Origin of the sequence: Akkermansia sp. GGCC_0220, assembly GCF_017566105.1 — a bacterium.
Classification (GTDB): Bacteria; Verrucomicrobiota; Verrucomicrobiia; order Verrucomicrobiales; family Akkermansiaceae; genus Akkermansia; species Akkermansia massiliensis.
The window spans coordinates 1-18,189 of record NZ_JABFCI010000027.1 but is presented as its reverse complement, the minus strand read 5'-3'; the positions used below and the strand labels follow the sequence as shown (position 1 = coordinate 18,189).

The window sequence follows — 18,189 nt, the reverse complement described above, 5'->3', positions numbered from 1 at the left end:
AAAGCCGCCTTCACGACGCTGGAAGCCTCCCTCGCGGCGGTCTCCTCCGAAACCGCCTTCACGGCGCTGGAATCCTCCTTCACGGCGGTCTCCGCCAAAGCCGCCTTCACGGCGCTGGAAGCCTCCCTCGCGGCGGTCTCCTCCGAAACCGCCTTCGCGGCGTTTGAAGCCTCCCTCGCGGCGGTCTCCGCCAAATCCTCCTTCACGGCGCTGGAATCCTCCTTCGCGGCGGTCTCCTCCGAAGCCGCCTTCACGGCACTGGAATCCTCCTTCGCGGCGGTCTCCTCTGAAACCTCCTTCACGACGCTGGAAGCCTCCCTCACGGCGATTGCCACCGAAACCGCCTTCGCGGCGTCCACGGAAACCATCTTCCCGGCGTTCGCGGGAACGGAATCCGGAATCATCCCGAAGGTCTTCCCCGTCCTTGATTTCATCCTCGTCCTCCGTATCCGCAAAGCGGGTTTTCATTTCCGGAGTAGGTTCATAAGAATCCCCAGCCTCAAAATCTTCCGGATTAAATACATAACCTTCATCGGAATCATTGTCTTTCCCGCTCTGTTCGCCCTTGGCGGAAGTCCCGGCGACAAGCTGGGAAGCGCCCAGGTACTTGCGCTGGCGGGGAGGATTCTTCAGCAGCAGGGCTACGTCCGCATCATCCAGGAATCTCCAGCTTCCGGGTTCCAGATCGCCCCCCCACAGGGAACCGATGCGCACGCGTACCAGCTTGCGGACGCGGAGGCCCAGGCACTGGAACATCTGGCGCACCTGGCGCTTCAGCCCCTGTTCCAGAACAACACAGGCGCGGCGCGCGGAAGCGCGGCAGACGTACTTGGCCTTGGCATTGCCTTCCGGAATGCGGACTCCGCGCAGGAACTGCATCAGCACGGAATTGTCAAAATTCTGATCTACCGTCACCCAGTATTCCTTTTCAATCCCGCCGGTGGGGTGGGAAAGGGTTTGGGTCAATTCCCCCTTGTTCGTCATGATCAGGAGGCCTTCGGAATCGGCATCCAGCCGTCCCACGTAATTCAGATGGCGCAGGCGCGGCGGCAGCAGGTCGTAAACAGTGCCTATGGCCCCCTGGGCTTCACGGCTGCATACGTACCCGCGCGGCTTGTTCAGCAGCACCACAACCTCCTCCATGGGAGTCATGTGACGGCCGTCCACCTTCACGAAATCCTTCTCCGTCACCCTCATTCCGGGCGTATCAATAACCTTCCCGTTCACTTCCACGCGTCCTTCCTCAATCAGTCTGTCAGCCACCCGGCGGGAATCAATGCCGCAGGATGCAAGGAATTTATTAATGCGGATACCTCCGTTTTCTTCGGAGCCATGTTGTTCTTCACTCATATTGGTATAATGTCCGCTATCTCAGCGGATGGTTTTGTATTGTTTGTATTACGGCAATTCACGCGCCCCAAAAAGAGGGAAAGCCTTCTTTGCCGGAAGAAAAAAGCCTCTCGGTTCATAGACATCCGAGAGGCTTCCTGTATTAGGAAAATGACTTGCCGTGCATGACTCCGCCGGGAAACTCTCCGGAGGGGGTAAAAGCAGGCTTAAGCTTCATGCTTGGTCTTCGGCAGGCCGAGAGGGCTTTGGCCCTTCTTCCATTCGCCGCGTTCCTTGAGAAGCTTGACGCGTTCAAAACGCTTCAGGACGGAACGCTTGCCGCCTACGGTACCGGTTGCTTTGAGGCTGGAATGCTTGGACATGATCTTGTGTTTTGTAAAAGGTTCAGAAAGGTGCTTTACACCACTCTCGCGGTGGCAGGCGAGGTCTTATAACGGAAGGCCCCGGACTTGGCAAGAGAAATTTGACGCGGCGCTCAAATATCTCATTCCACGGCATCCTCCGGATGCGCCTTCAGCCACGCCCTCCATAAATCCGGACGGTTCAGCCGCGTACGCTCCAGAGATTTCCCGTGCTTCCACTTTTCAATGGCAGGATGGTTGCCGCCCAGCAGAATGTCCGGAACGGCCATCCCGCGGAACACATTCGGCTTGGTATAGGCGGGCGCCTCCAGAAGGCCGTTGGAAAAAGACTCCTCCACGGAAGAGCGTTCATCCCCCAGCACACCGGGAATCAGGCGCGCCACGGCATCAATCACCACCACGGCGGCAATCGCCCCGTTCGTGAGAATATAATCCCCGATGGACAGCTCCACATCCACCAGCTCTTCCACCACGCGGTGGTCCACCCCCTCATAATGCCCGCAGAGAATGATGAGGTGGCCGCCGGATGCGGCCAGCTCCCCGGCCAGGGACTGATTGAAGGTGCGGCCCTGCGGGGTCATCAGCACCACGCGCGTTTCCGGCCTGCGGAGTTCCTCCACGGCAGCAAAAATGGGTTCCGGTTTCAGCAGCATGCCCTGGCCGCCCCCGCAGAGGTAGTCGTCCGTCTTGCGGTGCTTGTCCACCGTCCAGTCACGGATGTTATGGCAGCGCACCTCCACCAGACCCTTTTCACGGGCCTTCCCCAGGATGCTGCCGCCCAGGGGGGCTTCCACCATCTCCGGGAACAGGGAGAGAACGTCAATAATCAGTCCAGCGGCCATAAGAAGGGAAGGAAAACGTCAGCGTTCGCGCTTGTGGCCGCGCAGCATGGCCTCAATGAAGGGGTCCAGGTTGCCGTCCATCACGTCCTGAATGTTGCCGGACTCCACGCCCGTGCGCAAATCCTTCACCATCTGGTAAGGCTGGAAGACGTAGGAACGGATCTGGTTGCCCCAGCCGATGTCCCCCTTTTCACTGTACTGGCGGTCGGCTTCCGCCTGCTTCTTGTCTTCCTCAATCTGGTACAGCTTGGCGCGCAGCATGTTCATGGCCTCCTCCTTGTTGCGAAGCTGGCTGCGTTCGTTCTGGCAGGCCACGATCACTCCGGAGGGAATGTGCGTGATGCGCACGGCGGTTTCCACCTTGTTCACGTTCTGGCCGCCCTTGCCGCCGGAACGGTAAGTGTCCACCTTCAAATCCTTGTCCAGAATCTCAATATTGATGGAATCGGAAACCTCCGGCGTAGCGTCCAGGGAGGCGAAGGAAGTGTGCCGCTTACCGGCGGAATCAAAGGGAGAAATGCGCACCAGGCGGTGGATGCCGCGTTCATTCTTCAAATAACCGTAAGCATACTCTCCATCCACCTTCAAGGTCACGGAACGGATGCCGGCGTCATCCCCGTCCGTGCTTTCCAGATAAGTCACGGAAAAGCCGCGGCGCTCACACCAGCGGATGTACATGCGCATCAGCATGGACGCCCAGTCACAGGCTTCCGTGCCGCCTGCCCCGGCGTGAATGGTCACATAACAGGAAGCCTGGTCCTGCGGGCCGTTCAACAAGGTCAGCAGCTCAAAATCCGCCAGGGACTTCTGCCATTTGGCAAACTCCTCCACGGCCTCCCGGCCCAGGTCGTCGTCATCCGCCTCCTGGGCCAATTCAATGGTGGCGTCAATATCCTCCAGCCTGGACTTCAGCCCGGAAAAGGCCTCCATCCTGTGTTTCAGGGGATTCACTTCCGCCATCAGCGCCCGCGCGGCATTCTGGTCATCCCAGAAATCCGGAGCGCTCATGCGTTCGTCCAATTCGGCCACTCGTTGTTGAATGCCGTCCAGGTCAAAGATAGCTCCCGAGCTCGGAAAGACGGCTGTGCAAAACAGCCGTGTCGAGCGCCGAGAGATCTGCAGCGATATGGGGATCCATGCGCGGGAACCTATCACGAATCACCTGAACGGAAAAGGGCAAAATACCGATTCTCCCGGTCATTCTTTTTTCAAGGAAATTTTCTCATGGAGATACTCCATAAGATTCTGGCAAGGGACGGAAGATCCTTGTTCCCGGCGGTGCGGCTAGCGGAAAAAGCAGGGGAAAGGACATATCCCACAGCCTGAACGAATCACAGGGCCGTGTATGGAGGTATCCCGGCCTTCCCGGATAGCCGGCACCCAAAGCGCAACGGAGGCTTGATCCAAATCCCGCCCGCCACCGGAACTAAAACCTACCCGGCAGAATCTTCCCCGGAACCCTCAAAAGGCCGTATCCGGCAGGACTTGAGCTTTTCAATCTCCTCAAAAGTCATGATATGCTCAATCTGGCAGGCAACCTCATTGGCGCGTTCTTCCGGAAGAGCCAGTTCCTCCCTCAGGAAATCAAACAAAATACCGTGGCTGACAATGATTTTTCCCGCGATTCTGCGGCCCTGGGGCGTCAGCTTGACGGGAGCATACTGCGTGTACTCCACCAGCCCCATGTCCGCCAGCTGCTTGACGGCAGACGTGACGGAAGGCATTTTCACCTTAAGCATCTCTGCAATATCCCGCACCTGGGCCGTTCCGCTCTTTTCAGACAGCAGCCCGATGGCCTCCAGATAATCCTCATTGCTCTTGGTCAGCTCCAACATGGTATAAGAGAACAGTTAATCCCTTAGGCGGAACTAACTCAAGACTTTTTCCATCCTTATTTGGAATGAGAAAAAAAACGCCGCGAATATCACTATTCGCGGCGGTTAAATCAATCAGTGAATTACGTAGATAAGCTTACTTCTCTTCAGAAGGGCTCCATTCTTCGTTTTCACGGGTAGCCAGGTTGAAGGCGTGTTCCAGGCCCACCATGTCGCTGCTCGGGCGGAGAGCTTCAAAGGAGGCGGTTTCACGGCGGAGCTGCTCGGTGTCGTAATTGACGGCCTTGATGGAAAGGCCGATGCGGCGTTCGATGCTGTCCACCTTGATCACGCGGGCGGTGATTTCATCACCCACCTTGATCACGTCCTTCACGCGTTCCACGTGGTCTTCGCTAAGCTGGGAGATGTGAATCAGGCCGTCGATGTCCCCGTTCAGGTTCACAAAGGCGCCGAAGCTGGCGATCTTGGCCACCTGGCCGGTCACCATGTCGCCCACCTTGAAGCGGTCGTTGATGGATTCCCACGGATCAGACTCAAGCTGCTTGATGCCAAGGGAGACACGCTGGTCTTCCTTCTTGATTTCCAGAACGATGGCTTCCACTTCGTCGCCCTTCTTGAGGACTTCGGAGGGGTGGTTGATCTTGCGGGTCCAGCTCATGTCGGACACGTGGATCATGCCGTCGATGCCTTCTTCCAGACCCACAAAGGCGCCGTAGGGAGTAAGGTTGCGGACCTGGCCCTTGATAACGGTGCCGATCGGGAAGCGGGATTCGATATCCGCCCAGGGATTGTCTTCCAGCTGGCGAACGCCGAGGGAGATTTTCTGTTCCTTCACGGAAATGGAAAGCACCACGGCTTCGATTTCCTGGTCCAGCTTCAGCACGTCGCTCGGACGGGTGATTCTCTTGACCCAGGACAGTTCGGAAACGTGCACCAGGCCTTCCACGCCCTTTTCCAGCTCCACGAAGGCGCCGTAAGGCAGAAGCTTGGTCACGCGGCCCTTGACATGGGAATTGATCGGGTACTTGCGTTCGATGTCCGCCCAGGGATTGTCCGTCATCTGCTTCAGGCCCAGGGAAACGCGTTCCTTTTCGCGGTCCACTTCCAGAATCACGACTTCCAGGGACTGGCCGATGTGGAGCATTTCGCTCGGGTGGTTCACGCGGCCCCAGCTCATATCCGTGATATGAAGCAGGCCGTCCATGCCGCGGAGGTCGACAAAGGCGCCGAAGTCCGTGATGTTCTTCACGAGGCCTTCCACCTTGTCGCCTTCCTTGACGGTTTCAAGGAAGCGCTGGCGCTGGTCGGCGCGTTCGGCTTCGATCACTTCGCGGCGGGAAAGGACGATGTTCTTGCGGTCGTCGTTCACCTTGACGATCTTGAATTCGTAAACCTTGCCCACGTATTCGTTCAGGTCGCGCGGAGGAATGATATCCACCTGGGAACCGGGAAGGAAAGCTTCCACGCCAACGTTGACCATGAGGCCACCCTTGACGACGCTCTTCACTTTACCCTTGACCAGGCCGCCATCGCGGTACACGCCCACGATCTTATCCCAGTTCTGCTTATGGGCGGCCTTTTCCTTGGAAAGGACGACGATGCCTTCGTCGTTTTCGAGGCGTTCCAGAAGGACCTCGATCTGGTCCCCCACTTCGATTTCCTCGTCTTCAAACTCGGAAATGGAAATAGCGCCTTCGGACTTGTAGCCGATGTCCACCAAAACGACTTGGGGACGGATTTCCTGGATGGTTCCGGTAACGATGGAACCTTCACGCAATTCGCGGAACTTGCTGTCAATAAGTTCCGCCAGTTCAGTTGTGCTCATTTAAATGGTTGATGAGTTAGTATTGCCGATTTTTCTCATGGCCCCTTATTGGCCGGCGGGCAATCGGGGCGCCTTCCCCCGCCGGGCGAAAAATCGGTTGCCTTCAATACCAGTTTCACGCAAGAACTCAAGGCTTTTCTTGAAAAACTCCTTCCGATTTTTTTCCGGCCCTGCGGCGCCCCGACGGATGGCGGCAAAAACAAGCGCACAAAAACCTTGTAGCCCTCCCTCCCCATGTTAAATTCCGGCTAATGGGAAAATGCGGAACATCCGCATCCGTCAACCACTCCCGCCGCAAAGCCATGAAAAAAATCATCCTGTCCCTCCTCGCTGCGGGGCTGTCCGGAACAGCCCTCCTTCACGCCGCGGAACCCGTCAAACTGGACCAGCCGGACCTGGAACGGGGGGCGCCAATTATGAAAGCCCTGTCTGACCGCCAATCCATCCGGAGCTTTTCTGAAAAAATGCTCTCCCAAAAAGATCTGTCAGACCTGCTCTGGGCCGCCAACGGAATCAACCGCCAGGAATCCGGCAAGCGTACCGCCCCGTCCGCCATGAACCGGCAGGACGTCAAAATTTACGTATGCACGAAAGACGCCTCCTACCTCTATGACCACAAGGCCCACGCCATGGTCCCCGTAAGCGACGGGGACGCGCGCCCGGCGGACGCGCCCGTTTGCCTGGTTCTTGTGACGGACACGGCGGAACCCTGGGCAGCCATGGACGCCGGCATCGTCTCCCAGAACATCTCCCTGTTCTGCTCCGGAACGGGACTGGCTACCTACCCACGGGCCAGCATGAACAAGGAGGCCCTGGCAAAAGCCCTGAAACTGGCCTCCCCCCAAACGCCCATGCTCTGCCATCCGGTAGGGTATAAAAAATAACAACTTCCGGTTCCATCCTTTGGATGGGCCGGAAAAGGGGCCATCCGGAACCGGAAATGAATTCCGCAACAGGCGGAATCAGGGCTCCGGCAGAATATCCACGTAAATGCCGGGAGAGCTCCCTTCAATGGGCATCGCGCCTACCGTCCGGGCATAAAAATCGGCCGGCCCTACCCCGCCGATGATGCCGTAGGCATGCCCCATCTCACGGAGTGCGTTCAATGCGGAAACCAGCAAAACCTTGCCCACGCCGCTCTTGCGCGCCTCCTCCGCAACCCCCATGGGGCCAAGAAAACCGCGCGCCGTCACGTCATAGCAGGCAAAGCCAAGAATCTTCTTCTCCCGTGTGGCAATATAACAGGAAATGGGCTGGCGGCTGAATGCAGTCTTCGTTTCACTCACCCACTTGGGAGAAAAATTCCGGCCTACCCATCCAGCCACCAAATGGCGTTCATAAGCCCCCGGCCGCCGGATCAAAATGCCGTCCTTCTCCAGCTTCCGCAGCTCTTCTTCAATATCGGGCAAATCATACAGCCGTACCAGCATATCCATCATAACCCCGGCACCGTATCACAACCAAGTGCCGCGGCGAATAAAAAAAACTGGACAAACCCTCCTTTCAACCGTAGACTTCGCCGCACCACAAACAACGAGCTGTAGCGCAGGCTGGTAGCGCGCTTCGTTCGGGACGAAGAGGTCGCAGGTTCGAATCCTGTCAGCTCGACCACTTTTTAAAAGCCGCCTTCGGGCGGTTTTTTTGTTGTTTGAATACTGCTTTTCAAACAATTTCACACCTTAGAAACCCTATTTTCCTGTTATTTTACACTAAGGTGAATATAGCCCACTAAGTTTAATAAATGGTGCCATACTGATTGATTTTGAATCCATAAAGAGTATCAAGGACACAAAATCACATGAGCAAACCTCTCAGATTTACCATCTTCAAAATGCAACGTTGGGGCAAAATTCTCTACAGGATCAGAATACCGACCAGATTTGCAGCATCAGGGGAAAAAACCGACTTGTACTACAAAACAAGAGCTGAGGCTGAAGAAGAACAAGCCCTGCTCAGAGAAAAGTTGCCTTGCCGCGTTCTCGCAAAGAGAGCAAGCATTCTTTGTTTTTAAAAAAAGGTTTCTGAACATCGTGTCTGGAGAAGGAACTTACAGGTTTCCCTCTCCTGGAATCCCTCATTAAACCTACCCTTCACGATCCAGCCTCATTTGAGCACGTTTCATTAACCTGTAAATTCAAAAAGGGTAAGAAAAAACAGACCTTGGACAAATCATACTCCAAGAAGAATTTCGAGGAAAAAATGCTCTTGGCAATAAGGCAATCAACTACGCCGTTGTCGTCTATGATTACGACAAAGATACTTTCCTTGACGAAAAAGCAACAACAAACACAGAGCCATCTTTCCAAGGGACTTTAATTGAAGACGTGCAAAGACACCAAGTTGAAAATCCACAATAAAAAGCCCCGCTCATATTTCATGAGCGGGGTAGATTTTTCAGAAAAGTTATTTTGTTACAAATTCTTTCCTTGCCACATATCCTACCGAACGGCCCGGTGTGCCATAACCGTCCCGGTAAGTCACTTTCATCAAATACTTCTTCCCCCTTTCCAAGGGATGGTGGTAAATGACATGTTTCGCAAACCCCCGGATAGGAACCTGGAAGGGAATCCCGGGTTTCAAGAGAGTGAACTTCATGTTCTCTACACTGCGTTCAACGCGGTAACGTGCCCAGTAATAAGCTATTTCTCTGGCTTCTCCATCCAATATCTCCAGAATGATATCCGGTTTCAGAGTCTTTGAAGGATAGAAGCTGTCCAGCAGGCGCACTTCTTTCCGGCTTTTATTGGTAAAAACCAGGGTAAAATCCGGAAAAAGCTTGCCCACCTCGACAGGTTCGGATGCCAGAACAACGGAACATTCCACCTCCTTGCTCTCCGGCCAAAAGTTGAATTCGCCTCCCAGGGACGGGAGGCAGGTCAACAGGATCAGGCAGGGAAGAAGAATTTTTTTCATAAAAGTACGGACGCGGTTGTTTCCAAAACTCCATGGAAACAGCCTGTTCCATGCCAGTTGCAGAAGAGCATTTCCAGTTCTCCGGATTGAACTTCCATCAATTTTTCGGAAATTTGGGAAATATCGACGGGAATGTCAAGCCTGTATTCTTCTCCGGGAGACAGCTCAAGACAGGGCAACTCCCGGGAGAAGGTGATTTTCCCCACTCTGGAATTCAAACGGTAGGTTCTCCCAGCCTGCAAGCTTGTGTAAAAAAAGAAATCCGACGTACGATCGTCAATCACATCAGGAAGTTTGACCACATCTCCGCTGATATTTTTCAAACCGACCCTTATTCTCCCTCTCAGCAAGTCCGCAGTATCCGCAATGAATAACTGTAGAGGAGTCACAGTCCTTGTTCTGGCAGCCTTGGCACTTCCCCCATTGACAGGAGGCAGATAACACACTGGCTCAATGACTCCAGGTTGGGTAATTTGACGCGGAACGTTGTTCCAGCCGTTCCGATCCGCCAGATTGATGACGAACTCCGTGGCTTCATTCAATTTTTTCTGCCCGGCGTGATAGGGCCTGGTATTTTTTTCATCCGGCAAACTCAGGAAATATTTATCTGCTTCCTTATGGAATTTTTCCATAGTCGCTGCTATCTTCATTTTCATCTCTTTTAAAGCATCATCCATTTCAGGAAACTGCTCACAGGACACCTGGATCTTTTCCAATTCCTCCTGTACCTTCAAGTTGGTCCAGTAAAAATTACATGTGTCCCTCCACTGTTGCTTGTGGTGCTCCTCATGGGCCAAAGATGCCTCAGGAGTATGCCATCTAAAAGTTCGGCCTCGGCTTTGATATTCGTTCATACAATTGACAGCCTCAATAGCCTCGGCTTCAGCGATCGGTGGTTTGGTAAGAGCATTTCTGTAGGTGCCTGTATGTATTTCAATGTCACATCCGCTGGATACCATCTGGACGCGCAATCTCCACACATTGTTCTGGGTATCCTTGCAGGCAGTCGTACGAACATCCACCAATAGAGGGATACACAGGCAATCATCTATTCCTTCATCTTGCGTTACGGAATTTTTCTCCCATTTAATCTCTACATTTTGAGAAGGTTCGCATGTAATTCCTTCTTCCTTTTCAATCGTCCAAAGTTTGATTTTTGGCGAAGGAGAAAAAGAGCGTTTCATGGTTGATGCTGCAGAGTAGTCGCCTTCCTTAATGGGTTCTTTATCCATCGTCACATTCAAGGCGACGGCATTGCCGCTGACAGGCTTATAGGCGTTATTGGCATATGAAATCCTGACTTTGTAGAATCCGGGTTTCAAATACTGTTTTCCAGTAGCCAATTCCAAACGTCCGTGTTTTTCAGGAGCCTGTTTGTCACATACGCAGAACTCTCCAATGAAAAGTTGACCAATATCATCAGCTTCCACGCCAAAATGATACAGCGCCTCTTCTTCCACCTTGATGAACATTTCCGGTGCTCCGGCACAGGAGGCATGTTCGCACGAGCCTCCATCAAAAGTGAAGGTCATTTCATCGACACCGAGTTTCTGCGGAATGAGGGCTTCGTAACCGTCACAGAGAACCTTCGGACCAATAGCCTTATTGAAAGGAATATAATTATTCATTTTATTGAGTGTTGTTTATTTTTTGGAAAGACTGAACCATCAGTCTTCTAGTATCCTGCCGATGTTCCATTGAACATATCAACACGTTTAACGCGTAGTTCACCCCACATTCGCCACGTAGGGGAAGGTTAAAACGACACGATAATCAAGCGGAAAATAAAGGGTATGAAAGGGGTACAAGAACACAACCATTGACTATCAATAGCCAAAAACTGAATTCTCTTCGTTCGGGACGAAGAGGTCGCAGGTTCGAATCCTGTCAGCTCGACCATATTTCCCCATTGCAAGACCTTGTAATTCATTCATGTTACAAGGTCTTTCTCTTTTCCGACTTGTGTATTCCGCGACCTTGTTGATAAACTTTCCTGCCCCCGTACTTTTACTTGAACACCAGCTTGAGCCCTCTCTCCTGCGGTTCCATGCACAACAGCATTATCTTGTTCGTACGGAGAGATATGCACAGGAAAAGCAGCCTATCCATTCCGGAAATTTAATAGCCCCCGGCGCTCTGACGACTTGCGACATGGCTTTTATTCAAGGCCAGGCACCTGGCATGGGACTTTATCAGTCATCCGTCAAATTCCCATTGCCCAGAGCCTGCTTCTTTTTCTAAAATACAGGTAATGAGTGAATACTTCCTGAAACTCCCCGGCGATTCCCAGCCGAGAGCCTATTCCGAATATGAAGTCCGTGAATTTCTGGGACAGGGCGTGATCGACTCAACAACGCTCACCTGGAAACAGGGCATGGATGGATGGCAGCCTGTGGACCAGGTTCTGCCGTCAATGTCCCCCGTCCGGAAAGAATTGCAGGAGGCAGAAGAGGAAAACCAGCCAGCGGAACAGGAATACCGTTTGCGTTATCCTCTGGCCGGGCTTGCCAAATTATCCATCCTGGCGTGCTTCGTGCTGCTGCCTTTCATGCTCTGGAGCAGCTGGATTGTTTTCTCCAACAACGTCACCAATTATGAGGAAATCCAGATGCTCATCCAGCAGAACATGGCTCACCTGCCGTCCTTCGCGGTTCCGCTGGTTTTCCTTTTCAGCATCCTGTTCATTCCTTCCCTGCTCATCCAGTTGATCTGGCTGTACCGGGCATCCGCCAATGTCCAGGGCTTCCAAATTCCGGGGCTGCGGTTCACGCCATTCCTGAGCGTCCTCCTGAGCTGCATGCCGGTAGTCGGCATGGTGCTCAATGCCCTGATCCTTCAGGAATTATACCGGGCTTCAAAGAATCCGGCGGCATGGATGCTGCAAGCCCCCTCCCGGTCGCTGCGGCTGTATCTGCTCGTTACCACGGCTTTGACCCTGTGCGCGCTCTTCCCCTTTGGGGCGGAACATTACCTGACGGCATTTCTGGTGATCGGCTCGCTGATGACGGCGGCCAGCATTCTGTGGCTGGTCTGCGTCCTGCAAATCACCAGGAAGCAGCAGGAGCTGGTCTCCAAAAATCCGGACACACGCTCCTGACGGGGAAAACGCCGGGGTTAGCGGTCTCCCTTTTCCTCCGTGTCCGGACGGTCGTCCGGAAGGATTTTATCCAGCGCTTCCATACTATTGTCCTTGTACAGGTTCTCCAGCAGCTTTTCCCATCCCGCCGCCATTTGAACCTGTTTCAGGGCAATAACGGGATCAGGCATCATCATCTCCGGGGAGGGAGCGTATTGTTTCAATACTTCATCCGGATTGATCCGGTTGAACGTCGTTTTTCCATAGCCCGGCATTCCCGCTTCATGGGCGATGGATTCAATCATCTCAAAATGCAGATGCGCCAGATAATTGCCGTGCGCCGTTCCGACCGTGCCGATCTGCTCTCCGCGCCCCACCAGCGCCCCCAAAGGAATGTCGCTGACGGTTTTCAAATGAGCGTACAGGCTCTGCACAAAACGCCCGTCCGGCAGGCGGTGGAGCAGGACGACGACATTGCCCCAGTCCGGCGAAGGCTCTCCCGCGTAAATCAACAGCCCGCGTCCGGCGGCCCTCACGGGCAGTCCCTCATCCGTGTTCTCGCCACCAATCCCATTCAAATCCTGTCCGGTATGCCGCCCTCCACGGGCGGCATTCATATCACCCAGTCCCTGGGCAACATAGGTAAAGGCGCCGTTTTCATCTCCGAGAGGGGACGTGAACGTATCCGCCAGCGGAGCCTTTGCCAGCTCCTGGGGCGTCAGCAAAATCATCCGGTAATCCACAGGCACCGGAGCAGACCGGGGAACATCCTCATCATAAATATTATGGCGCATCCCGGCATCCGGAGAGGCGGCATGGCTGGTTTTATACCAGGCAAACGCCGTAATCAGGATGCAGGCCGTTCCCAGAAGGCCCAGAATGACGCGGGATGTCGTCTTGTCTATCATCGTGCCGACTTTATATCCAATGAGCCGGATTTACAATCACAAGATGGTCAGTCCAGCGTCTCCGGAAACTTTTCCGTCCACAATTCGCGCGCCGCACGGATATCCTCCGCGGAAGCGCGTCCGGAGAGTTCCCAGACGAGCGGAACTCCATGCGGGAAAAAAGGCAGCAGGCGTTCAAACGGCACTCCGCCGCCCAGCAGGGGAACCTGGTGGTCCCGCGACGGCCACTTGACGTCGTTTACATGCCCACCTATCAAATGGGAAGACATCCTGCGGAGAAATTGTTCATGATTCAATATAAGGAGATTGTGCTTCCTTTGAATATGACCGAAGTCATGCCAGTACCCGATGAAGGGATTTTCCCCAAATTCCTGCATCAGCAGGCCCATTTCATCCTCGCTGGGAACCTGTTCATAATGGCTGCGCCCTTCAATGCCCAGCTTTACGCCAAGTTCCGCAGCATGGGGCAGAAGCTGCCGGATGGCCTCACGGGCACGTTCCAGATAAACGGGAGCAAGCCGGTTGCGGCGGCGCACAAACTCCCCCTTGGTTCCGGCAAATGACTCCGTTTCCACCATTCCCTGACGCGCCAGGCTCTGCAAATGAGCCGTATCCGTACGCTTCACCAGAGGTTCCACCGTCCCCATGTGCAGCACAATGTATCCGGCGCCCAGGGCGGCCCCCTGCTCCATGGATTTTTTCGTCAGCTCAATCGCCTTGGCGCGCACCTGCGGCAAATCTGCGGTAAACGGCCTGCTGTCCGGAGCGTCCCCCACCTCGTCGATGGGTGCCGGGAAATAATTATGGACCCCGGCCACCTGAACCTTTCCGGCTTCCACCGCCCTCATGATGCCGGGCAGAAGGGAAAGCTTGATGCCGTGGGAAAGTTCCACATGGTCAAATCCCAGGGAGAGGATTTCATCAATCATCTCTTCCCCGTCCTGATGGCGGTGGGAGTTCCAGCATGTAGAAAATACCAGCATAGGCAACGGTCAACTGTTATGAACTGATGGAGCCGGGGTCCGTATAGGAATCCTTCATCCATTCCCTGACGGCGGCAGTCATGCTGCCGGCCACATCCGCTCGCGGCTTGACGAAGGCCGGGACAAACCACGGGAACGCCCCCACCAGGTCATGAATCACCACCACGTCCCCGTCACACGTATGCGCGCCGGAACCGATGCCCAGCGTGGGAATGGGGGAATGCACGGTAATCTGGCGGGCCGCATGAGGCGTCACGCCCTCCACGACCACAGCGCAGGCACCCGCCTCCGCCACGGCTTCCACATCCTTCACCAGGGCTTCCTCCTCAGCGGAGGATTTCCCTTTGATTTTATATCCGCCTTCCTCCAGCACCTTTTGCGGCAAGAGGCCGATATGCCCTACCACGGGAATGCCGGCATCCACAATGGCACGTATCTTTTCCGCCTGGGCGGCTCCCCCCTCCAGCTTGACGGCGTCCGCTCCGGCATGGAACAGCCTCCTTGCAGACTGCACGGCCTGCTCCACCGTATCATAGGTATGAATGGGCATATCTCCCACCAGCAGGGCATTCTTCACGCCGCGCGCCGTGGCTTCCACATGGTGAATCATGTGGTCCAGCGTCACATGGGTGGTATCCGGAAACCCCAGAAGCACCATTCCCACGGAATCGCCTACCAGCACAATATCCACGCCGGCCTCATCCAGAAGGCGGCCCGTAGGGTAGTCATAAGCAGTCACCAGCGTCACGTGCCGCCTGTTCTTGCAGGCGCGGATGCGTTCCGCTTTTTCAAGAGATTGATTCATGATGTTCTATAAACATGCAGTTACCAGCGTTCCGATACCAGGAGCGGGTCAGCCTCATCCGTATCCAGTTCCGCCAGCAGGCAGGAAACCGTTTTAGCCTGGCGGGGCAGAATGAGGTCCGGCCTGATGTCGGAAAGAGGCTTCAAGACAAATTTTCTCAAATGAGCTCTGGGATGGGGGAGAATCAGGCGGGGCGGATCGTTGACCACCATGTCCCCCGCGTAAATGATGTCCACGTCCGCCGTACGGGGTTCGCAGCGGATTCCGGAACGGATGCGTCCCAGGGCGCGTTCTATGCCCTGGCAATGCACCAGCAGTTCTTCCACCGTACCGGGCCAGGTGAACTCCACCACGGCATTCAAATAATCATCCGCGCCATGCGGACATCCCTGCGGACTGGTAGCATACAGGGAGGATTGCAGGAAAGGATCGTCGGACAGGCTCATCTTCAGCAGATGGTCCCTGGCCTGAACCATCAGGCTGTTTTTGTCCCCCATATTGGATCCCAGTGCGATGCCGGCTCTCTTCATCAGCAAAAAAGGCATCATGGCCGTTCCGGGAAGGGGAGACGGCCATGATGCGGAAAAATTATAATTGGGAAAGGCCCAGAACGTCTTCCATGGTATACAGCCCCGGTTCCCTGCCCTGCAGCCAGAGAGCTGCACGGACCGCTCCGGAGGCAAACGTCATGCGGCTGGATGCCTTGTGGGTAAGCTCCAAACGTTCTCCGTCAGAGGCGAACACCACGGTATGGTCTCCTACTACATCCCCTCCGCGCAGGGAATGCATGCCTATTTCATTGGCGGGACGGGGACCCACCAGGCCTTCGCGGCCAAAAACCACGCTGTCTTCATAATTCCTGCCAATGGCGCCGGACAGGATTTCCGCCAGCGTCCGGGCCGTGCCGGAAGGAGCGTCAATCTTGTGGCGGTGATGCATTTCCATCACCTCAATGTCGCAGCTGCCGCCCAGGATCTGGGCCGCCTTGCGCGTCAGCCAGAACAGGGCGTTTACTCCTGCGGAATAGTTGGACGCAAATACGATCGGGATGGATGCGGCTGCATCCATAATCTCCTGACGTTCCAGCTCCGTATGCCCCGTGGTGCCTATCACCAGGGGCTTGTTATTGGCTACGGCTTCCGCCAGCAGGGTGCTGGTGAAAGCATGGTGGGAAAAATCAATGGCGACGTCGCATTTGGCGAGAGCCGGATAAAGCTCCTGCCCCTGGTCGTACGTGGCGCCCACGCAGGTGTCCGGATTCTGCGTCACCGCCTCCTGGACAGCCTGGCCCATGCGGCCCGAAATGCCTGTAACAAGAATGGAAATCATATAGTTGAGATATCAAAGAACGTTGAAACGTTGAAGAAGCGCGGAAAGCTGGGCTTCCTTTTCTTCCGGCAAAGGAACCAGCGGAAGCCGCACGCCGGGCTGGATATCCCCCCTCAGCGCCAGCGCCGCCTTGATCGGGACGGGGTTGGAATCCAGTGTCATGAGGCCCTTCATCAGTGGATAAAATGTTTTCTGGAGGGAAAGCATTTCACCCATATTCTGATCCAGGCCGGCTTTCACGATGGAATTCATGATTCCGGGAACCAGATTGGACGTTACGGAAACCAAGCCACTGGCGCCACAGGCCATAAAGGGAACCGTCAGGCCATCATCACCGCACAGGACGGTAAAATCTTCCGGAACCACCTGCATCAGCTGGTTCACGCGGTCCACGCTGCCGCCGGCCTCTTTCACGCAAATAATGTGGGGACAGTCCTTTGCCAGGCGTCCCACCGTCTCCACGCTGATTTCAATACCGCAACGGCCCGGGATGCTGTACAGCATGATCGGCAGGCGGGTGGCGTCCGCAATGGCCTTGAAATGGGCATAAACGCCATCCTGGGAGGGCTTGTTGTAATAAGGGCACACCTGAAGCGTTCCGTCCACGCCCATCTTCTCCGCCTCCTGGGTCATATGGATGGCCTCCGCGGTAGAATTGGCCCCCGTACCTGCAACTACCTGAATGCGGCCTGCCGCGCTCTCCACGGCCAGTTCAATCACCCTCAAGTGTTCTTTTACAGTCAAGGTGGGGGATTCACCCGTGGTGCCGACGGCCACAATGCCGGCCACGCCGGCAGCCACCTGGGCTTCCACAAGCATTCTAAAAGCCTCTTCATCGACCCGATTGCCGACAAACGGAGTCACAATTGCTGTATAAAGACCTTGAAACTTCATAACCTTACTTGGAAATATACTATATTAACAGACACTTTTTGTCACGACAGAATACAGAAATATGGCATGCCTGTCAGGCATCCCGGAATACCGTCCGGGAACAGACGGAACAAAATTCCAGACAGGAGTTGAACAAGGAAAGGGATGCTTCCGTCCTCATGCCGGGCTTCCAAGCGGCTTTTCTTCCATTGACAACGATGTATTCACGGTGAATATGACGCCCTTCCCTCCCGCACAGAAATAACGCCGCCGCACACGCGGAGGAAGCCAGCCTAGACTGGGAGACGTGCCGAAATACCGGACGGTGAATCACAACCTGGTTTATCCTGACGTCCTTCCTATTCAGACAATTTTCCAACCCTGCGGCATCTCCCTTCCAACACTGTTCCCTCCATCTTACCTTTCTTCCGGAACGGGAGACCATATTCACGACCATGGCGCCGGAAACAAAAGCGTGCTCAAGCAGAATGGACAGGCGACTGCGTGCGGAACAATTCAGGCCCTGCACCTCAACCGCGGCATCCTCACAGTTGATCAAATAATCGACTCGTCCATAGAGGGTATGTACCAGCCCTGCGAAGGAAGCCAGATCCGGAGGATGGCCCAGACAGCCCGACATGCCAAAGTGATTGCCCCCTGGCAGACAGTCCACCACGCGGGAAGACTCTTCACCGGCTTCATGCAGCATGGCAACCACAGTTCCCCGGCACGCAAACGCCTTGGCGGCGAGGTATCCTATGTTGCCGGCGTTCCCCAGGATGACCGCAACGGGCTTCTGAATGATATGGGATTTCATACGCCGCCATTTTTGATGGAAGAACGGGTGCCGTCAATAGCAGGAATATTCTTAAACCGTTAAGAAAGAAATAGGGATAGTTAAGGAAATGTTACGTAAGGTAAGAACTCTATTACGACAGGGATAGCCGTCCTCCTTGGTTGCCTCATCCTCCTTCAGTTCCTTTTAGCAAAGTAGAGGAAGAGAAGAGAGATTCAAGATTTTCCATCAAGAAAAGAACAAGCCCCGCCAGTTGAGGAACTGGCGGGGCCTGATGAAAAAAATCCCGGCG

At 54.7% G+C, this 18,189-nt stretch carries 19 protein-coding genes and 2 tRNA genes; 6 read left to right on the top strand and 15 right to left on the bottom strand.

The annotated features are described in order from the left end of the window. The 6 genes from HJW02_RS12635 to HJW02_RS12610 all read right to left on the bottom strand — a co-directional run. Nucleotides 1–1,350 (bottom strand): pseudouridine synthase (locus HJW02_RS12635; RefSeq protein ID WP_208050648.1); only part of this gene is annotated, 1,350 nt, incomplete at its 3' end. Between the two features lie 206 nt (nt 1,351–1,556). After that, a complete protein-coding gene (locus HJW02_RS12630) occupies nt 1,557–1,712 on the bottom strand; it encodes a small basic protein (protein WP_012419301.1) in 156 nt (51 codons plus the stop codon). A 122-nt stretch (nt 1,713–1,834) separates the two neighbouring features. Then, nucleotides 1,835–2,554 carry a tRNA (guanosine(37)-N1)-methyltransferase TrmD gene (gene trmD, locus HJW02_RS12625; protein ID WP_102712393.1) on the bottom strand — a complete coding sequence of 240 codons (720 nt, stop codon included), beginning with the start codon at nt 2,552–2,554 and terminating at the stop codon, nt 1,835–1,837. Nucleotides 2,555–2,572: 18 nt separating this feature from the next. Beyond that, nucleotides 2,573–3,676 (bottom strand): peptide chain release factor 2, encoded by a 1,104-nt coding sequence (gene prfB / locus HJW02_RS12620; RefSeq protein ID WP_102722908.1) that lies wholly within the window; start codon nt 3,674–3,676, stop codon nt 2,573–2,575. A 311-nt stretch (nt 3,677–3,987) separates the two neighbouring features. After that, nucleotides 3,988–4,389, bottom strand: a complete 402-nt coding sequence (locus HJW02_RS12615) for a metal-dependent transcriptional regulator (RefSeq protein ID WP_102722898.1) — start codon at nt 4,387–4,389, stop codon at nt 3,988–3,990. A 136-nt stretch (nt 4,390–4,525) separates the two neighbouring features. Then, nucleotides 4,526–6,214 (bottom strand): 30S ribosomal protein S1, encoded by a 1,689-nt coding sequence (locus HJW02_RS12610; protein WP_102712389.1) that lies wholly within the window; start codon nt 6,212–6,214, stop codon nt 4,526–4,528. 302 nt (nt 6,215–6,516) lie between these two features. On the opposite strand from HJW02_RS12610, the gene HJW02_RS12605 reads away from it, so the two are divergent. Beyond that, nucleotides 6,517–7,098 (top strand): SagB/ThcOx family dehydrogenase, encoded by a 582-nt coding sequence (locus tag HJW02_RS12605; protein WP_102722909.1) that lies wholly within the window; start codon nt 6,517–6,519, stop codon nt 7,096–7,098. A gap of 78 nt (nt 7,099–7,176) precedes the next feature. Here the strand turns inward: HJW02_RS12605 and HJW02_RS12600 are convergent, their stop codons facing one another. Next, nucleotides 7,177–7,653, bottom strand: coding sequence for a GNAT family N-acetyltransferase (locus tag HJW02_RS12600; RefSeq protein ID WP_102722899.1), 477 nt, complete (start codon nt 7,651–7,653; stop codon nt 7,177–7,179). 95 nt (nt 7,654–7,748) lie between these two features. Here HJW02_RS12600 and HJW02_RS12595 point away from each other — a divergent pair. After that, nucleotides 7,749–7,825, top strand: a tRNA-Pro gene (locus HJW02_RS12595). A 187-nt stretch (nt 7,826–8,012) separates the two neighbouring features. Beyond that, on the top strand, nt 8,013–8,225 hold the full coding sequence (locus HJW02_RS12590; RefSeq protein WP_102722900.1) for a hypothetical protein: 213 nt from the start codon (nt 8,013–8,015) through the stop codon (nt 8,223–8,225). A 392-nt stretch (nt 8,226–8,617) separates the two neighbouring features. Here the strand turns inward: HJW02_RS12590 and HJW02_RS12585 are convergent, their stop codons facing one another. Together HJW02_RS12585 and HJW02_RS12580 are read right to left on the bottom strand one after the other, a co-directional pair. Next, nucleotides 8,618–9,127 (bottom strand): hypothetical protein, encoded by a 510-nt coding sequence (locus tag HJW02_RS12585; RefSeq protein ID WP_102722901.1) that lies wholly within the window; start codon nt 9,125–9,127, stop codon nt 8,618–8,620. Next, entirely contained in the window at nt 9,124–10,755 is a 1,632-nt protein-coding gene (locus HJW02_RS12580) for a hypothetical protein (RefSeq protein WP_102722902.1), read from the bottom strand. Before HJW02_RS12580 ends, HJW02_RS12585 begins: the two co-directional genes overlap by 4 nt. 146 nt (nt 10,756–10,901) lie before the next feature. On the opposite strand from HJW02_RS12580, the gene HJW02_RS12575 reads away from it, so the two are divergent. Both HJW02_RS12575 and HJW02_RS12570 read left to right on the top strand, forming a co-directional pair. After that, nucleotides 10,902–11,026: transfer RNA gene (locus HJW02_RS12575), tRNA-Pro, on the top strand. 352 nt (nt 11,027–11,378) lie between these two features. Next, on the top strand, nt 11,379–12,224 hold the full coding sequence (locus HJW02_RS12570; RefSeq protein WP_022396960.1) for a GYF domain-containing protein: 846 nt from the start codon (nt 11,379–11,381) through the stop codon (nt 12,222–12,224). Between the two features lie 17 nt (nt 12,225–12,241). Here the strand turns inward: HJW02_RS12570 and HJW02_RS12565 are convergent, their stop codons facing one another. Genes HJW02_RS12565 through dapA form a run of 6 tightly spaced genes read right to left on the bottom strand, consistent with a single transcriptional unit; the run spans nt 12,242 to nt 17,122 of the window. Further along, nucleotides 12,242–13,111 carry a M23 family metallopeptidase gene (locus tag HJW02_RS12565; protein ID WP_102722904.1) on the bottom strand — a complete coding sequence of 290 codons (870 nt, stop codon included), beginning with the start codon at nt 13,109–13,111 and terminating at the stop codon, nt 12,242–12,244. 47 nt (nt 13,112–13,158) lie between these two features. Then, complete coding sequence (locus tag HJW02_RS12560; RefSeq protein ID WP_022396962.1) at nt 13,159–14,094, bottom strand: TIM barrel protein; 936 nt, start codon at nt 14,092–14,094, stop codon at nt 13,159–13,161. Nucleotides 14,095–14,110: 16 nt separating this feature from the next. After that, the gene (gene panB, locus HJW02_RS12555; protein WP_102722905.1) at nt 14,111–14,899 is read right to left on the bottom strand and encodes a 3-methyl-2-oxobutanoate hydroxymethyltransferase; all 789 of its coding nucleotides are present in this window, start codon (nt 14,897–14,899) and stop codon (nt 14,111–14,113) included. A 20-nt stretch (nt 14,900–14,919) separates the two neighbouring features. Then, complete coding sequence (folK, locus tag HJW02_RS12550) at nt 14,920–15,447, bottom strand: 2-amino-4-hydroxy-6-hydroxymethyldihydropteridine diphosphokinase (RefSeq protein WP_022396964.1); 528 nt, start codon at nt 15,445–15,447, stop codon at nt 14,920–14,922. Nucleotides 15,448–15,487: 40 nt separating this feature from the next. Then, nucleotides 15,488–16,228, bottom strand: coding sequence for a 4-hydroxy-tetrahydrodipicolinate reductase (gene dapB / locus HJW02_RS12545; protein ID WP_102722906.1), 741 nt, complete (start codon nt 16,226–16,228; stop codon nt 15,488–15,490). A 12-nt stretch (nt 16,229–16,240) separates the two neighbouring features. Then, nucleotides 16,241–17,122 carry a 4-hydroxy-tetrahydrodipicolinate synthase gene (dapA, locus tag HJW02_RS12540; RefSeq protein WP_022396966.1) on the bottom strand — a complete coding sequence of 294 codons (882 nt, stop codon included), beginning with the start codon at nt 17,120–17,122 and terminating at the stop codon, nt 16,241–16,243. Between the two features lie 286 nt (nt 17,123–17,408). On the opposite strand from dapA, the gene HJW02_RS12535 reads away from it, so the two are divergent. Beyond that, nucleotides 17,409–17,981 carry a hypothetical protein gene (locus HJW02_RS12535; RefSeq protein WP_146018284.1) on the top strand — a complete coding sequence of 191 codons (573 nt, stop codon included), beginning with the start codon at nt 17,409–17,411 and terminating at the stop codon, nt 17,979–17,981. Nucleotides 17,982–18,189: the final 208 nt, after the last annotated feature.

Coding starts and splice junctions, on each gene's coding strand:
- HJW02_RS12630 (WP_012419301.1), bottom strand. CDS start 1,712: ATGTCCAAGCATTCCAGCCTCAAAGCAACCGGTACCGTAGGCGGCAAG.
- folK (WP_022396964.1), bottom strand. CDS start 15,447: ATGATGCCTTTTTTGCTGATGAAGAGAGCCGGCATCGCACTGGGATCC.
- HJW02_RS12560 (WP_022396962.1), bottom strand. CDS start 14,094: ATGCTGGTATTTTCTACATGCTGGAACTCCCACCGCCATCAGGACGGG.
- HJW02_RS12590 (WP_102722900.1), top strand. CDS start 8,013: ATGAGCAAACCTCTCAGATTTACCATCTTCAAAATGCAACGTTGGGGC.
- HJW02_RS12600 (WP_102722899.1), bottom strand. CDS start 7,653: ATGATGGATATGCTGGTACGGCTGTATGATTTGCCCGATATTGAAGAA.
- HJW02_RS12615 (WP_102722898.1), bottom strand. CDS start 4,389: ATGTTGGAGCTGACCAAGAGCAATGAGGATTATCTGGAGGCCATCGGG.
- HJW02_RS12570 (WP_022396960.1), top strand. CDS start 11,379: ATGAGTGAATACTTCCTGAAACTCCCCGGCGATTCCCAGCCGAGAGCC.
- HJW02_RS12610 (WP_102712389.1), bottom strand. CDS start 6,214: ATGAGCACAACTGAACTGGCGGAACTTATTGACAGCAAGTTCCGCGAA.
- trmD (WP_102712393.1), bottom strand. CDS start 2,554: ATGGCCGCTGGACTGATTATTGACGTTCTCTCCCTGTTCCCGGAGATG.
- panB (WP_102722905.1), bottom strand. CDS start 14,899: ATGAATCAATCTCTTGAAAAAGCGGAACGCATCCGCGCCTGCAAGAAC.
- dapA (WP_022396966.1), bottom strand. CDS start 17,122: ATGAAGTTTCAAGGTCTTTATACAGCAATTGTGACTCCGTTTGTCGGC.
- HJW02_RS12605 (WP_102722909.1), top strand. CDS start 6,517: ATGAAAAAAATCATCCTGTCCCTCCTCGCTGCGGGGCTGTCCGGAACA.
- dapB (WP_102722906.1), bottom strand. CDS start 16,228: ATGATTTCCATTCTTGTTACAGGCATTTCGGGCCGCATGGGCCAGGCT.
- HJW02_RS12565 (WP_102722904.1), bottom strand. CDS start 13,111: ATGATAGACAAGACGACATCCCGCGTCATTCTGGGCCTTCTGGGAACG.
- HJW02_RS12580 (WP_102722902.1), bottom strand. CDS start 10,755: ATGAATAATTATATTCCTTTCAATAAGGCTATTGGTCCGAAGGTTCTC.
- HJW02_RS12585 (WP_102722901.1), bottom strand. CDS start 9,127: ATGAAAAAAATTCTTCTTCCCTGCCTGATCCTGTTGACCTGCCTCCCG.